Raw genomic sequence first — 17186 nt, forward strand, 5'->3', positions numbered from 1 at the left:
AATGGGTGAGGTTGTGTCCATTCCATTGCTTACCGATCAACCATATCATCCATATCATCCATAGTATTTAAAAGGTCAAGAAGATAACATTATTCAACAACAGCCTAAGTAAGAAACTAATTAATAGTCTGCAATCACCATAGGCCTGTCAAAGACTCCCAAGCAAACTGGTGCACAAGATCGACAAACAAAAACAAAGGTCGAAACCTTGATTTTATGTAGTGCAGTGAATGGTTGTTTGTCGTCAAATCGACTTTAACGCTGCTCTAGCGGATCTTGCGAATAATCATGCCTCGACTAGAAATACCGTAATCAATTATTCGTATTGAAAATTTTGTGATTTTGCACGGTGCAATCCACGATTGCTAATGTTAAAAAATACTATGATGGAACCGCTTTTTCCACAATGTGATCAGGTAATTTTCGTTGTATTAGACTTTTAAAATCAACAAGGTGTAATGCCATTTCATTCAGAGATGCCAATAATTGGTTCGGGGGATGCTATCAATTTACTCTCCACGACAAGCTCAATGACAATCTATAAGTGCATCCACATCAATTTAAATTCATCATCCCAATCAATTTATCTTTCGCCAAAATATGAATCAAAATCACCTAAATCGTTTATTACACAATAAAAAACAACATTTTTGTTGTGTAATATTATGAATAGTAAAGGATTTATTAATAAATATAAATAGTATATCTATTGTAATTAACAATAATTACTGTACAAATAGACAGTAAATAAGAAACATGAAAAATTAATTTCGGTAAGCGTCATTTGATATGCGCATAACTATGACTAAGAGCATCTGGCAGGGAAATATGGCTAAAACTAAAAAAATCCGGCTAGATTCGCTTCAATGGCGACCGCATCCAGAACTCATTAGATTATGCTCTGAAGACAAGTTAAAGCCGTCTGCTATGCCCGATCTTCAATTTCTTTCTTTTGAACAACTTCAGTGCTTACTCGATACCAGCCCAATTCCGGTTATCACCTCACCAACCCCGAATGAGTACTATTTGCTAACTGCAATGCCTCTATTGACTTTGTTACTTAGCCACCCTGAAAATCATAAACTCACAGCATCAATCGTCATTTACACCAACATCGAGCTAATACTGTGCACTTTAGCTATTATTCGACCCGCTTTATTTTACCCTGAGTACAAACAACTTCCAGAAATTCTGCATGGGCGGCTCAATAACGCAAAATTAATGGGGTTAACCGTACCGACACAAAAACAACTCAGCAAATTGAGTCATGTTTCTCCCTCTGCAATTCGTAGGGCAAAAGATTAATGAACTCTGAAGCTATCAAATCAAAAATAAGATACAACAATAGTGGTTCACCTTTCCCTAATGCCCGTTTCTGTGCTCTTAAGCTATTAGCGGCAATGATGAGATTAAAAAAAATTTATCAGCCATTTCCGAGTGAAACGGTCACTCAATTTGATAGGGCACTGTTTAATTTCTTGTACTTATGGTTAACAGGCACACTTGCGTCATGTAAATCAATCGATGACATTCCAGATATCACGATCGTAAGTGGCAGCAAGCCTTGCCAACCCTATTGCTTAAGGAGTATTAGAGAAAAATCTCCCTCATGGATCGAATATGCTCTGGAGGTACCTGCTAGGCATGGTGTTAACTGGCAATGGCAGCCAATTCCAAACGGGTTAAACCATTGGTTTTCTCATGCCATCACTAAAACAAAGCATGCTGAAAAATGCTGGATAATGAGTACTACTGAAAAAATACAATTCTTACGCTTTATCACATCAAAATGGAGAAAGCCTACAATATTGGAAGGAAAATACCTTGCACGAAAGGATGTACTATTTAACCATTTCCATAAAATGGCGCAAGCGGATCCAAACCTGACCACACCAGCAAAAGCGGTCATACTAGGGATCGATGAACTGCAACACGTTAGTGCCTTCAATTATCAGAGACGTGACACTGAACAAATAAGATACGATATTTTTAGAGCTCAAACACAGTATTTAGAGCGGCTTAGCCAAGCCATAAATGAACCAGAATTAATTGCATTATTGAGTGTGCCCAAACCGACATCGACGACAAATACACAGTTAATTCGCCTCCAAAAAAATCCACAATATTACTTATGTACTCCAGGACGGATCCCTTCACTTCATTATGATGTGTCGCCAGCTTTGCGAACACATATCCAAACACCGCCCATCTTTGTGGGTTCTTTGCGACAGATAAAAGTAGATTCTGTTCGCCGTTTTTTTGACCAAATCTACTATCACGCTTCAAAACTTGACTCTTGTTTACATACGCAAGAAACACTGCGTGAACTGTACAATTTTCGAACTTTTGAATTAGCATTATTATTCATCGTGTTGACAGGGACACGTCCAACTCATCAAATCACATTATTGAAAGAGTATTGCTACGACCGACGAAACGCTATCGTGTTTGATAAGGGCCGCTATCGCTCAATTTGGCTATGTGATTATTTTCGTAACGCATTATTACGCTATGATTTTTTACAGAAAAACTTAAGCCGTCACTCATCAACGTCACTTGATTCGACTTATATGTGGTTTTTAGTTGATGAACATATGTCCATAAAACCATTATCAGCAAAAGTACTGCGTCAATTTATGGCTAAGTGGTGGGTAACTGCTAACCCTGAAGAAGTAGCTGTGCCTTACCAATTACGACATTTCTTTGCCCAACACGCGCTAACATCGTCCTCTCCCACGCTAAACGCACAAGATATTGATAGATTGATGGGGCATGCTAACTGGGGGGAACAACTGGGTAGTGATACGCTATATCCCATCACAAATAGTAAGCTTCACCACTTCCTGAATAATATTCCTGATTTTTTAAGCTTAAAAGAGATAGACGGTGATTTTTATGGCTAGAAGAGGGCTAACGGCTGACAGCGTTTTCGAGTACCGAGATGATCTGGGCTTAACTTGTGAAAAGCAAGAACACATTCAATGGGTTTGCAATATACTTAACTCATTACATATTAGTGAACGAGTATTATCTCAACAGCAGCTGCTCCTCATTAATCAAAAAATTAGAAGTGTGCCTACCGGTCGCCAAAGATCGCTATCAACTGCACTTAATCAAGTCTTACTTTACTTAAACGAAATATGTGACTGGCAACTGCCTAAAACAACAGAATCTGTCTTTCGTGATGAGTCTATGATTTGGCTATTAGGCATATTGAAAAAAAGTGAGTGTGCCAATCGGTGTTTTAGACGTTATGAACAACAGCGTCAAACGTTTATGAATCAGCGATGGCGTAACATGGGGTGGACATTGCTCGTACTGAATTTCGAAGTTGCCCCATTACCCCTTCCATATTGGAAAAAAATACTAGTAGACCCCTCTTCAATCGAATTTTTTGAAGGACAATTTACCTTAAAGGTACCGCATTACAAACCTATCGCCACATTCTCAAATGACAACATAGCCAGCTTTACTCGTTATGCATTGCCTTCTTTTCCCTTGAAAGTTTTGCAAGATTTTTACCAGCTCAATTCTGTAAACAACTTAACCATAAAATCATTACTGAATGCCATTAATGACTGGGTAAACCTCGATCCCTATTACTTCTCTCCAATGGATCCCGCTGAGTGGTTGCGGACATTTCAATCTTTTTGGCATCATCATTATGTTATACCACCGGCATTGTTACGTGATCTAAGTGATCCGATGCGCCATGTGGCGACGCTTAGCAATTCCAAACAATCCCCTATTGGTGTTAAAAAGGAGAAGGCATTATACCAAGCACCATTGCAGCAGGCATGGAATCTAAAGGCGCATACCCCTAAAACAACTCGTACCACCTATTGGCCCCATAAAGCACTCATAAAATATTATCTAAAAGGGTCAAAGGTGCAACCCATTAAACCCGCGACTCCAGAGTGGGATCTAGAAAATGTACTCCCAAAACTGTTCTTTCACTTTACAGACGAATTATTTACAGAAGGAGGCGTTAAGCAAGAAAATCTGCAACCTAGAAGTATCGAACGCTATACGAATTTCTATCATAACTTAAGCTCATTGAGCTTTTATGATGCGAGTGAACCGGAAAAACTGCACCAATGGGCGCATAACGAGTTCGAACGCTTAAATGAACAAACTACGCCTTGGCATTTATATAATTTTCTCCGAAGTGCTTCGCATCAAGAGCTAACAGACCATTTAGATTTAAGCTTATTTGAGCGCCCAGAACTTCCCTCTTTAGTTGACTCGTTTCGTCTGGACGTTTCTCAAGTCAATCGTACTGTAACAAAATTGCTTTCATCACCTAACGGTAATGCTATGCAGCGACTATTTGCCAGCGTTGCAGTTCTCCTAGGGTATTATGGTGCGATGCGACGAGGTGAAATATTAAGGCTGCGGCTTAGTGACATTAGAGTAAGCGCTCAAAATAAGCAGCTTTTCGATATCGTCATAACACATACTCCAGAGGGGCGCACAAAAAATGGTAAAACGAGAGTCGTCAGTGCGTTGATGCCGGCTTCAGCAGCCAAGCTAATTCGTATATTACTCAAAATAAAATCGGGGAGTTGTGGCAATAAGCCACTACTGGGCTTTGAACATGAATCGATTCATGTTCGCGCAAGCCAGTATCTCTATCCTGCGACTCAAGCACTCAAAATGCTATTTGGATCTAAAGTACGCTTTCATCATTTACGACACAGCGGAGCAGAATTACTTTACTTACAAGGACTACATCTCGTTTATCAGCGACAAGAGGGTCACCTCGAAGACATTCTTCAAGATGACGCAACTGTGGAAATGTTAACTCATGAAAGCTGTATACAACGATTTGATTTTTGGTTGGAAAGACGCCCATTTTCCCAACTGAATACAGGGTTATTATTTGACATTATTTCAGGACAGCTAGGCCACGCTAATTATGCTACAACTCGGCGTAACTATATACATGGTATGGAGAAAATTGTTCCGTTACTGAAACCAGCTTGTCGACAATACTCTCGAGCAGAGCTTCGCTATTTATTTGATTTACCCGCCGGCTCAAATGATATATCACGTATATTAAACACACTTTCTTCTGAGTATTCATCATTATCGAACAAGGCAAAAAAACAATTTCAACCGATATTGGGTGAAAGCCAAGTGTTAAAAAAATTAAAACGAAATCAGTTTCTCATTAAAAATAACATTTTACCCATTAAAAAAACACGATCTATTGATGATGACTTTGCATCACAGTGGATAAGCTCAATGCCTGTTAACTACTTCGATAAACAAATAACCACATTCCATTACTTTTGCCAGGCTCTTTTCACATCATTGAATAAAGGCGATCTAGACTTTAATACCGTCAATGCACAATGGCACCACCTTGCACGAGGGAAATTTTTTAGTTTTACCGCTAAAGAGCGTACAGCATTAAACACACTCGGCAAACCAGAAGTCATTATTCATCAACCACAAGCATCAAGCGTCGAAACACTTAATCTTCAGTTCCAATGCCAATGCAATCAAAAAGTATTAGATGCATTTATTGCTCTGTGCCATGTGGGTTCTTTTAAGCATTACAAAGCCAATTTCGTGCTTCAACAAAATAGAAAAAGCCTTAAAAGTAGTAAATTAAATATGGTTAAAACGCAATTTGTGCGCAGAGGAGATAGCGTCAACAAGCAGATAACACAAACCGGTAATACCCAGCTAATTATCACTTTAGAAACCCAAATGCCATCGAAAAAACTAAAACCAATACTAGATGGTTTTTTTACCCACTTAACAACAAAATTAGGATGAATCTATATGTCGAAAATCATTTTTAAACCGGAACATCATCAGCCCATCTCTCACTTACTTGAGATGGTTAACAAGTCAGATGCCGAAGCTCGTATATCTTTTGTTATCGACGAAATGACATGCAAAATCATTGGAGGCATGGGGGATAACCTTCAAATAATAAGCCTTGAAACTGAAAAAAAATGGGGGATTAAGAATGGGAACTGGAGCATTTCGGCAAGTAGTCTGAAGCAATATTGGAACAATCAAAAGGAGTTGGTAAAATCAAAAACTGACTTTTACATCGAGGTGAATTACAACAAAAAAAGCACATATCCATTTATAGATACATTGACTGAACACGAGTCTCGGCTCTATTTTCAAGCTAAATCAGCTATAACTGAACACCTCGATTTTTTATCGCTCGCAGAGCAATCAAAGCAACATACATTATCAACATCCAAAGCAAAGGACATCATCAAAGCAGCAGAAACTCACACGCCATTTGATACATTTGAAATCAACAAAGAGCGAGCACAAATTCGTATCGAGCGCGACAACGAAATTATTCCATACGCTATACCAGAGTCATTAAAGCCCGAATTCAACTTGCTGCTAAATAAAGATAGCGTTTCACAACTCAGTAATCTCTGCGATTCAACTAGCGCTGAAACTGTTTCAATTTACATTGATGATGAACGAGCGATATTCAGTGATGGCAGCAGGGTAATCTCAAGCTCATTACTGTCATTACGAGACTATGCTAACAAGAAAGAAATCTCATTTACTGTTGAGCAAAAGATTGTTGTCAATATCTATACATTCAAAAAGGAAATCGAAAATTACCGCGATATAGCGTTAATTAAACAAGCAAACGAGGCGCTGCTATATATCGATAATCACTGCGTTATGTTCGCAGGCCTGACTGACGAAACAGGTGGTAATCGGTTTTTGTCAGCAGAGCATATTGGAAAAACTCAACCGACAGTATATAGAATTGATTTAAGTGAACTGTCAAAGATAAAAGTGAAGGACATTACAACGGCAACCCAGATCAAAATCCAAATGTTGCTTGGTAGTGATGGCAAACGAAAACTTGGCTTCTACAGTGACCGAGATACTAATCAACCATACCAAAGCGTATATGATATTGAGCTTGCTCCTGAAAAAATGAATCAAGTACTCGATGCTAAAAAAGCATTGGAGAAGAAAATCAAAGAAAATGGCGGAGAAAAAGAGAAGCAAGGTGATCTATTAGGGTTTGGTGATGTGTAAACGCACCACTTAAACAACTGACCAGCACAAAATCCTGATAATGATTGATTAAGAAAGGATAAATGTAAAAAGTTGAGCGTCTGGCAATAAAACACTGGACAAATATACAGTGCTAGGTATATAACTAGAACTGGTTAACGAATAAGCTATATTTTTAGCCTATTGGGAGGCACACTGAGGTGATTGACTTGCGCGATTGGTAAGTTGAGTACCCTAAAAATAGCAGTTGGGAGAGAGTGGCGGCAACCACTCTCCCCCTTACCGGCTGCGAAGACTATTAATCCAGACCCAGCCGATGGCTAAATTCTAACGAATTCCATCGGGTAGGGACAGATCTATTTGATGGAGGCCATTCATGGTCCATATTCGCATTCGCCCCAATGGGCGTATTCAGTTCGACTTACATCTTTATGGCTGCCGTTTTCGTGAAGGCACCCAATTGATGGCCACCCCTAAAAACCTCGCTAATGCTAAATCCATGCTCAAAAAAATGAGTGCTGAAATTGACTTAGGCACCTTTCAATACCGCGACTACTTCCCAAACAGTAAAAAAGTGGCTCAGTTTGAACAACTGCAACGTGTAGCTCATCCCGACCGCCAATACCCTTTCTTTGATAATTTTGCCAACCAGTGGTTTGAACGAAAAAAAGCCACCTGGAAAAACAGCTATCGAGATTCGGTGCGCAGTGCATTGGATAAATACCTTATCCCCCACTTCGGCAACACATTAGTCAACGAACTATCGCTGTCACAGGTGGATTACTTTCGTCAGGACTTAAGTGAAGGGGTAAAAAAAGACGGTTCTCGTTTATTGTCTAATCGGCGAATTAACTTCATCCTCTGGCCTTTGGTTGCCATTATCAGCTTAGCGGCAGAAGAGTATAAGTTTGAGTATCCACTGAGACGTTATAAGGCCTTCAAAGAAGAAAAAGCAGAGTCAAACCCCATGACCATCGATGAGGTGCGCAAGTTTCTTGCGAGTGTGCCTAAAAAGTGGAAGGACTATTTTATCATTCGCTTCTGGACGGGCATGCGCAGCTGTGAGGTGCATGGTTTAGAGTGGGACCACATTGATTTTGACCATCGATTAATTCGCGTTCGTCAAAATTGGGTTAATGGTGAAGTGTGTGATGTAAAAACACCAAAATCACGCCGTGAGCTTAAGATGTGTGACACCGTATTTAATGCGTTTAAACGTATTCAAGCCGTTAAAACCGGACGATCTAACTTTGTATTTATCGCGCCGACAGGCTTACCACCTTCAACGCATTTTATAAGTCGTAAATTGTGGTTCCCCACCTTAAAAGCCGCAGGCTTAAAACTCCGTCGACCTTATGAAACACGCCATACAGCCGCAGTGCTGCATATTGCGGCTCATGAGAACCCGCTATACATTTCCCATATGCTAGGACATAGCGACACCCGACTACTGTTTGAAGTCTATGCCCCCTATGTTGCCAATGCTTCTCGCCTTGATGGTAATGCATTTGACTCATTAATGAAAAGCGAGGGACTGGGCTAAAAACCTTAGCCACTATCGGCCCTGTGACTGGGTCGATAGTGGTTTAGATTATGACCCCATCATAATAGATGAAGTGAGTATGCCAAACGCTTAAAACGTCAGCGATGACATCTCGACAAACAAAATCTAATCTAGAAAATCTTCAAACATGCCAAACCCCATCATGTCATTCAATTCCTGCTGATGCATTCGCTGACTTAACTGTTCACGCAGGGCTTGCACCGTCGTGACGTTATTGATCTTAGCGTATAGTGCTTCAGCTTCAATGATCAGCAGATCGCCATACTGTTGCAACGTTTTTGCGCGCGACGCCTTTCCGCCACCGCCAAAACGACGCCAAATTTCCGATTTAATGTCGTTGCCATGCTGCATAAATTGATGATCTTGGTTTAGTAATGCTATTTTTGAATATAGCGCGGCTTCCACTCGCTTTATCATGTCCTCATCAGCGATGAGTTTATATTCGGGCAAATGTTCCTGTGCCATCATCAGTAACGCGAGCGCATCTTTATCTTTTTTAGCCTGGGAAAGAAGCTGCATCAAGTCCTTCTTTAAGGCTTTTTGCGCAGGATCTTGCTCCTTATCAGGATGAAGTTGATTAGCGAGTTGTCGATACAGTTTCGTCATCGCTTTATCTTCAAATAACGCAGTGCTCATCGGTAATTCAGAGTCATCGTTTTCGAATGAAAAGTCATCACCCATGTCCCAGCCTGGTTCATCCCACTCAACATCATCTTGATGTTCATCCTGAGCTTCTGCGTTATTGCTTTGGCTGAGCATGTCATGAATATACGCTTGAAAACGTTCAGGATGATGTATCATATCAATAAGCTCTTCGTTGCTTAAAGGCAACCACTCACCGAACATTCCAAACAGATCTTCCCTTAGCGCCTCAAGCTCTTCATCACTCACCGTTTGCTTTGGCATCGTCGATTGAAAATCAATCAATAATGAAGTAAAAAACTCTCGCAAATCAGTTGTGCTAATGGGATTAAATGGGTTGGCCTCAAGTATAGTGAGCTCCTCTTCAATCCAACCATAAAGTTCAACCCTTTGGTTACCCTTAATCGTTTTGCGTGGCACAAACGTTAGTAAATGTTGGACCCACTTTCCGGTCGCAGCACACACAACATGCTCTTTTGATTCGATTAGCGGTTTAAACTCTTCATAAAAACCCTCTAATTTTGCGCGATAGCGTTGATTACGTGCTTGTTTTTTCTCAACGTCTAACCATAATTTTTCGAGTTTTTGCGACTGTTTGTTAGATTTGTTGAGCTCAGAATTGTCGATAATGGTCATTAATGTCATGCAGAGTACCGTATTGAAGCTTTTTTGATTTCAGTGAGTGTATTATCAAGAATGATATCGTTTCATCAACCTTGACGCTAGGTTCTTGGTGACTAAATGTATGTAACAGCCACGTACAGAGCGCAGTAATTGTCACCGCCGTTTACGTTCAATTTCCCCTTTGCAGCGCCCCATCTTCTGAACAATTAAAAGCGAACACCTGGGTTCCGGCTTTAACAGCGTTACCGGAACGACGTAGTCGAGCAGCGCCCCATCTTCTGAACAATTAAAAGCGAACACCTGGATTCCGGCTTTAACAGTGTTACCGGAATGACGTAGTCGAGCAGCGCCCCATCTTCTGAACAATTAAAAGCGAACACCTGGGTTCCGGCTTTAACAGCGTTACCGGAATGACGTAGTCGAGCAGCGCCCCATCTCCTGAACAATTAAAAGCGAACACCTGGGTTCCGGCTTTAACAGCGTTACCGGAACGACGTAGTCGAGCAGCGCCCCATCTCCTGAACAATTAAAAGCGAACACCTGGGTTCCGGCTTTAACAGCGTTACCGGAACGACGTAGTCGAGCAGCGCCCTATCTCCTGAATAATTAAAAGCGAACACCTGGGTTCCGGCTTTAACAGCGTTACCGGAACGACGTAATCGAGCAGCGCCCCATCTTCTGAACAATTAAAAGCGAACACCTGGGTTCCGGCTTTAACAGCGTTACCGGAACGACGTAGTCGAGCAGCCAAGCTAAATGCTATAAACATTGTGCGTGCTTGAGCAATACACTTAGGTGAGCATCTCTATTTGATAATAAAGGTGGGTTAGTTAACGGCCATTGAATGCCAATAGCGGGGTCATTCCAGGCAATACTCTCTTCAGATCCAGGGCAATAATAATCAGTACATTTGTAAATAAATTCAGCCTGGTCGCTTGTTACATAAAAACCATGGGCAAAGCCTTCTGGGATCCACAACTGGCGTTTATTGGCGGCAGATAAGTAAACGCCGACCCATTGACCAAAGGTAGGTGAGCCTTTACGAATATCGACGCTCACATCAAATACTTCACCGCTCACGACACGTACCAGCTTTCCTTGAGTGTGTTGTGTTTGATAATGTAAACCGCGTAATGTTCCCTTGTTCGACTTGGAATGGTTATCCTGTACAAAAATGGTAGGCTTGCCTGTCACGAGTGCTTCAAACTGTTGCTGGCTCCACGTCTGCATAAAAAAGCCACGATCATCGCCAAACACGGTGGGCTCTATAATCTTCACATCTGGAATTTGTGTAGCGATGACGTTCATCGTGAATACTCTTCAATGTTGACTAATGCGGCTTGCCAATCACTTTGCACAAGACCAAATTCTTGATTGATTTTATCACAATTTAAACGTGAGTTTGCTGGGCGCTTTGCGGGGGTGGGATAGTCTAGCGTTGTGATATGGGGAACTTGAATGGGCTGTTTCAATACGCCTTGCGCTAGCGCAAGGTCAAAAATTTTTGTCGCAAAAACATGCCAGCTGACATGAGGAAAACCAGAATAATGGTATATCCCGTAGGCTTGATGACCATCAACGAGCTGTTTCACAATTGTCACTATGGCATTGGCAATATCACCCGCATAGGTTGGGCCGCCAAACTGATCGGCAACAACCCCTATAGACGTTTTGGTTTTAGCAAGACGCAGCATGGTGTTGACAAAATTATGCCCATGCTCAGCAAATGCCCAACTGGTTCTGAGTATAATATGTTGCGAACACGCTCGTGCAACCGCTTGTTCACCAGCGAGTTTACTTCGGCCATACTCACTTTGAGGTTCGGTGTTATCAGTCTCAACATAAGCGGCAAGACTGTCACCAGCAAAAACATAATCGGTCGAAATATGGATGATAATGGCATTGATATTATTCGCGGCAACGGCAAGGTTAAATGGTCCATCACGATTAACAGCATAGGCCAATGCGCTTTCTTGTTCCGCGTTATCAACTGCGGTATAAGCAGCTGCATTGATAATGATATTGGGTGAAAACTCAGCAATAACCTTATTGACCCTAATAGGGTCTGTTATATCAAGCTGGTCACGATCTAATGCCAACAAGGTGACATCTGGTAGAGTATTAAGTTGCTTAACTAAACACCTAGCAATTTGGCCATTTTTACCTGTGACCAATATGTTCATACTCAAGCCTCGTTAACCGAACCAGCTAAATTTGCTAAATATTGACCATAGTTGCTGCTTATCATCGGTGCAGCCAATTTAGCAAGATCATCCGTACTTAACCAACCGTTGCGCCAGGCTATTTCTTCTAAACAGGCCACTTTAAGCCCTTGCACATTCTCTATAGTACGCACAAAAGAAGACGCTTCGTGCAAGCTATCATATGTGCCTGTGTCTAACCATGCAAAACCACGACCAAGCAACTCTACCTTCAAGTTACCCTTGGTTAAATACATTTCATTTAACGTGGTTATTTCTAACTCGCCGCGATGTGATGGCTTAACTTGTTTTGCCATTTCAACAACGCTGTTGTCGTAGAAATATAAACCCGTCACAACATAATTTGATTTAGGTTTAACGGGCTTTTCCTCTATCGATATAACGTTCATATTGACGTCAAGCTCGACCACACCAAATCTTTCAGGGTCTTTAACTTGATAGGCAAATATTGTGGCGCCACCGTCCTTGCTAGCGGCATTCTGCAATGTTTTACTGAAGGATTGCCCATAAAAGATGTTATCACCTAACACCAAGCAAACACTGTCTTGTCCAATGAATTCTTCGCCAATTAAAAATGCCTGCGCTAAACCGTCTGGTGATACTTGTAATGCATAACTCAACTGAATGCCGAAATCAGAACCATCACCGAGTAAACGTTTAAAATTTTCGCTGTCTTCTGGAGTGGTAATAACCAATATGTCTCTTATCCCAGCCAGCATTAATGTTGACAGTGGATAGTAGATCATTGGCTTGTCATACACGGACAATAACTGTTTGGATACCCCTCTCGTGAGTGGGTATAAACGAGTCCCTGAGCCGCCCGCTAAAATAATGCCTTTCATGTGTAAATAAGTTCCTAGATGAAAAGGCCCTAGGTTTTGGATCATAAATCTAGGACAACAGATCAATAATTGCAGTAATGAGATTAAATGCCTAACGGCTCGCCTTTGTAAGTTCCATCTTGGACATGTTGACACCAATCTTGATTCGTTAAATACCACTCGATGGTTTTACGTAAACCCGTTTCAAAAGTTTCTTGTGGTTGCCAGTTCAATTCATTACTGATTTTACTCGCATCAACGGCATATCGTCGATCATGGCCGGGGCGGTCTGTCACATAAGTGATTTGCTCAGCGTAAGGCGTGTCTTTAGGCACTAGAGCATCTAAGATAGTGCAAATAGTCTGTACCACTTCTAAATTCTGCTTTTCGTTATGCCCACCAATATTATAGGTCTCACCGACTTTGCCACTGGTAACCACTTTATAAAGTGCGCGGGCATGATCCTCAACGTAAAGCCAATCACGAATTTGATCACCTTTACCGTAGATAGGAAGCTGCTTGCCTTCTAGCGCATTAAGGATCACCAATGGGATCAATTTTTCAGGAAAGTGATAAGGGCCGTAGTTGTTAGAGCAATTAGTCACCACAGTAGGTAAGCCGTAGGTGCGTAACCATGCTCGCACTAGGTGGTCACTTGATGCTTTTGATGCAGAATAAGGGCTACTTGGCGCATAAGCAGTGTTTTCAGTAAATAATGCTAACGCTTCATTTGTGCTATGGCCTTGCAACTCATCTGGGTGAGGCAAATCACCGAACACTTCATCGGTAGATATATGATGAAAGCGAAATGCTTGCTTAGCGTCAGATGACAAGGTATTCCAATACTCTCTCGTCGCCTCAAGCAGCATATAAGTGCCAACGATATTGGTTTGGATAAAGTCTGATGAACCAGTGATGGAGCGATCAACATGAGATTCTGCAGCAAGGTGCATTACGGCATTTGGCTGATGCTGTTTAAACACTCGGTCTAATTCCGCACGATCGCAAATATCGACTTGCTCGAAAACATATCGATCACTTGACGCTATACTCGCTAACGATTCAAGATTACCTGCATAGGTCAGTTTATCCACATTAATGACGCTATCTTGAGTGCTATTGATGATATGGCGCACTACTGCAGAGCCGATAAAACCAGCGCCACCTGTGACTAGAATTTTCATTGAAATGCTTCCAAGAGCTATTTAATAACCTAAATATCAGTCCGACCTAACTTTAATGGATAATTATAACGGAAATCACGGCGTTGAGGCGGATGAAGTGTATCAAAAACGGATAGTCTATTTATGGGTTGCGATACCCAATCAACCTTAACTATCTGATTGACTGAATCAAACCCCATATAAATTGAGATGTAAAATAACGAATGTAACCGAACGCTATACTCAATTTACGCCTTAAAAAACACTTTAAATGCCATTAAAAAGTGATCACTAAAACGAGGCATTACAAGCATTAAAAAAGCAGCAAATAGATTGCTGCTTTTTTATAATCAAATAGCGGTGGTTAATCACCTAACCGACGCGAACTAAACGCTAACGTCATAGCTTAACTGCGCGCCTAGACAATGCTGTCCGCTGTTGTTAGGCGCGAACCGCTTTCGCTATATGTTCTGCTTGTGCTAGTGACATTTCAGGATCGGTTGATTCAACCATCACACGAATAAGCGGTTCAGTGCCCGATTTACGTAATAACACACGGCCGTTATCAGCAAGTACCGCTTCGGCTTCAATCACTGCTTGTTTTACGGCGGCTGAAGCAATAATTTCATCTGCGTTATTAGCGGTTAAACGCACATTAAGCAGTACTTGAGGTAACTTTTTCATACCCGATACAACCTCAGCTAATGATTGCCCCGATTGTAATACCGCTTGCAGCACTAATAATGACGCCACAACAGCATCGCCGGTAGAAGCATGGTCAAGGTGTAAAATATGCCCAGAACCTTCACCGCCAATGCGCCATCCAGTCTGTTTTAATTGTTCAACCACATAACGGTCACCCACTTTGGCGCGTTTAAATGGAATGTCCATTTCTTTTAAGGCTATTTCAAGACCAAGGTTAGACATTAACGTGCCGACCACACCGCCTGTCATTGTGCCTTGCTGCTTGGCAGATTTTGCCAAAATATATAAAATTTGATCGCCGTCCACTACACGGCCATTGTGATCAACAAACATCACTCGGTCTGCATCACCGTCCATCGCAATGCCCAAGTCTGCTTCATGTACCATCACAGCTGTTTGTAAACTGTCTAAATGGGTCGCGCCGCAATACTCGTTAATGTTGGTACCATTAGGCTTGTCATTAATGCTAATCACTTCAGCACCTAATTCACGATACACATTCGGCGCGATATGATACGCCGCACCGTTAGCACTATCGACGACAATTTTCAGCCCCGCTAAGGTTAAATCTTTCGCAAATACGCCTTTGCAAAACTCAATGTAACGTCCCGCAGCATCATTAATTCGGCGCACTTTGCCTAACAATTCAGATGAAACACATTCCATCGCATTATGATTTAACGCCTGGTCGAGTAACGCTTCAATTTCAAGCTCTTGCTGATCATTGAGCTTAGTGCCCGAATTTGAGAAAAACTTAATGCCGTTATCATAAAAAGGATTGTGCGATGCACTGATCACCACCCCGGCATCGGCTCTAAAGGTCGAGGCTAAATACGCCACCGCCGGCGTTGGCATAGGGCCAATAAGAGCCACGTTGACACCAGCAGCAGACAAGCCTGCCTGCATAGCCGATTCAAACATATAACCACTGCTACGGGTATCTTTACCAATCAACACTTCTTTGGTACCGGTTGAGGCTAAAACCTTACCAGCAGCCCAACCTAACTTCATTGCAAAATCAGGCGTTATCGGAAACGTTCCCACCTTTCCACGAACACCATCGGTGCCAAAATACTTACGAGACATAAAAAACTCCAATCTAAAAAATTAAGTACCTAGGGCGTGACTTCGTCACTGCTAGAGTCTAGGACGTGACTTCGTCACTGCTAGGTTCTAGGACGGACTTCGTCACTGCTAGGTTCTAGGACGGGCTACGTCCTGCTAGGTTCTAGGACGGACTACGTCACTGCTAAGAGTCTAGGAACTCGCTGGCTCGCCAGAGAGCGGACTACGTCCGTTTAGGTTCAATGCTCCACCTGCCGTCATCCTCAAATGCTTTTATTGGGGATCCAGGTGTTGCTGTAAATTCTAGGTCCTAGAAGACCGAAGGTCGTTCTAGCAGCCGTAGGCGCCCCATTCTTATAATCTATCCGCGTAGCGTCCTAGCAGCGATCTAGGCATTTAGCTAATTGCAAAAAGCAGAAAGCAAAAAACCAACTTGATATAAGTTGGTTTAAAAGCACATGATAATTAAGTGTTACTGTTCAAGCAGAATCTTTTCAACGCTTTTTTTGAAATCCGCGCCTAACTTAGCATCGCGCAAACCATATTCAACAAAGGCATTCATGTATCCTAGTTTATCACCGCAATCATGGGACTTACCCGTCATGTTAAAGGCTTCAACAGTGTCTTGCTCAATCAGCATATCAATCGCGTCAGTTAACTGAATTTCATCACCTGCACCCGCGGGTGTTTTAGCCAGTAATCGCCAAATCTTTTCAGATAATACATAGCGGCCAACAACCGCAAGATTAGATGGCGCTTCACCTATCTCAGGTTTTTCAACCATGGCTTTAATTTTAGCAGAATCACCGGGTGCGATCTCAACACCATTACAATCGGCAATCCCGTATTTATTAACGTCACTTTCTGGCACTGGCGCAACCATAATTTGGCTAGCGAAGGTTGCTTTATAGCGCGCGATCATCGCGGCTAGGTTTTCAGTTTTTTGATCTGCAGTGTATTCATCTAAAATAACATCAGGTAACACTACTGCAAAGGGGTTATTACCAATACACGGGTAAGCACATAATACAGCATGCCCTAAGCCTTTCGCTTCACCTTGACGCACATGCATAATGGTCACGTCTTTAGGACAAATCGCTTGTACTTCTTCAAGTAGCTGACGTTTTACGCGCTTCTCTAACGTTGATTCAAGCTCATAGGATTTATCAAAGTGGTTTTCAATCGCATTTTTACTGGCGTGAGTCACTAATACAATTTCTTTCACACCCGCAGCCACACACTCATTAACAATGTATTGAATTAACGGTTTATCAACTAAAGGCAACATCTCTTTCGGAATGGCTTTGGTCGCTGGCAGCATACGGGTACCTAAACCCGCTACAGGAATTACAACTTTCAT

General features: G+C 41.8%; 12 protein-coding genes. 5 read left to right on the forward strand and 7 right to left on the reverse strand.

Features of this window, described 5'->3' with window-relative positions; translation table 11 throughout:
• Window positions 1-828 precede the first annotated feature (828 nt).
• The 5 genes from EGC82_RS16235 to EGC82_RS16255 all read left to right on the forward strand — a co-directional run bounded on the left by EGC82_RS16235 (window position 829) and on the right by EGC82_RS16255 (window position 8563).
• Entirely contained in the window at window positions 829-1305 is a 477-nt protein-coding gene (locus EGC82_RS16235) for a hypothetical protein (protein ID WP_124731675.1), read from the forward strand.
• Window positions 1305-2903 carry a site-specific integrase gene (locus EGC82_RS16240; protein WP_124731676.1) on the forward strand — a complete coding sequence of 533 codons (1599 nt, stop codon included), beginning with the start codon at window positions 1305-1307 and terminating at the stop codon, window positions 2901-2903. The genes EGC82_RS16235 and EGC82_RS16240 overlap by 1 nt, the downstream gene beginning before the upstream one ends.
• The gene (locus tag EGC82_RS16245) at window positions 2896-5787 is read left to right on the forward strand and encodes a site-specific integrase (RefSeq protein ID WP_124731677.1); all 2892 of its coding nucleotides are present in this window, start codon (window positions 2896-2898) and stop codon (window positions 5785-5787) included. The genes EGC82_RS16240 and EGC82_RS16245 overlap by 8 nt, the downstream gene beginning before the upstream one ends.
• Window positions 5788-5793: 6 nt before the next feature.
• Complete coding sequence (locus tag EGC82_RS16250; protein ID WP_124731678.1) at window positions 5794-7041, forward strand: hypothetical protein; 1248 nt, start codon at window positions 5794-5796, stop codon at window positions 7039-7041.
• 355 nt (window positions 7042-7396) lie between these two features.
• On the forward strand, window positions 7397-8563 hold the full coding sequence (locus tag EGC82_RS16255) for an Arm DNA-binding domain-containing protein (RefSeq protein ID WP_124731679.1): 1167 nt from the start codon (window positions 7397-7399) through the stop codon (window positions 8561-8563).
• 126 nt (window positions 8564-8689) lie between these two features.
• Here EGC82_RS16255 and EGC82_RS16260 read toward each other — a convergent pair whose 3' ends face one another.
• From EGC82_RS16260 to galU, 7 genes are all read right to left on the reverse strand, one after another.
• Window positions 8690-9871, reverse strand: a complete 1182-nt coding sequence (locus EGC82_RS16260; RefSeq protein ID WP_124731680.1) for a J domain-containing protein — start codon at window positions 9869-9871, stop codon at window positions 8690-8692.
• A 738-nt stretch (window positions 9872-10609) separates the two neighbouring features.
• Window positions 10610-11158 carry a dTDP-4-dehydrorhamnose 3,5-epimerase gene (gene rfbC / locus EGC82_RS16265; RefSeq protein WP_124731681.1) on the reverse strand — a complete coding sequence of 183 codons (549 nt, stop codon included), beginning with the start codon at window positions 11156-11158 and terminating at the stop codon, window positions 10610-10612.
• Window positions 11155-12033 (reverse strand): dTDP-4-dehydrorhamnose reductase, encoded by an 879-nt coding sequence (rfbD, locus tag EGC82_RS16270; RefSeq protein WP_124731682.1) that lies wholly within the window; start codon window positions 12031-12033, stop codon window positions 11155-11157. Before rfbD ends, rfbC begins: the two co-directional genes overlap by 4 nt.
• A 2-nt stretch (window positions 12034-12035) precedes the next feature.
• On the reverse strand, window positions 12036-12914 hold the full coding sequence (gene rfbA / locus EGC82_RS16275) for a glucose-1-phosphate thymidylyltransferase RfbA (RefSeq protein ID WP_124731683.1): 879 nt from the start codon (window positions 12912-12914) through the stop codon (window positions 12036-12038).
• An 83-nt stretch (window positions 12915-12997) separates the two neighbouring features.
• A complete protein-coding gene (gene rfbB / locus EGC82_RS16280) occupies window positions 12998-14077 on the reverse strand; it encodes a dTDP-glucose 4,6-dehydratase (protein ID WP_124731684.1) in 1080 nt (359 codons plus the stop codon).
• Window positions 14078-14497: 420 nt separating this feature from the next.
• Window positions 14498-15847, reverse strand: coding sequence for a phosphoglucosamine mutase (glmM, locus tag EGC82_RS16285; protein WP_124731685.1), 1350 nt, complete (start codon window positions 15845-15847; stop codon window positions 14498-14500).
• 451 nt (window positions 15848-16298) lie between these two features.
• Entirely contained in the window at window positions 16299-17186 is an 888-nt protein-coding gene (gene galU, locus EGC82_RS16290) for a UTP--glucose-1-phosphate uridylyltransferase GalU (protein ID WP_124731686.1), read from the reverse strand.

Source organism: Shewanella livingstonensis (assembly GCF_003855395.1).
Classification (GTDB): Bacteria; Pseudomonadota; Gammaproteobacteria; order Enterobacterales; family Shewanellaceae; genus Shewanella; species Shewanella livingstonensis.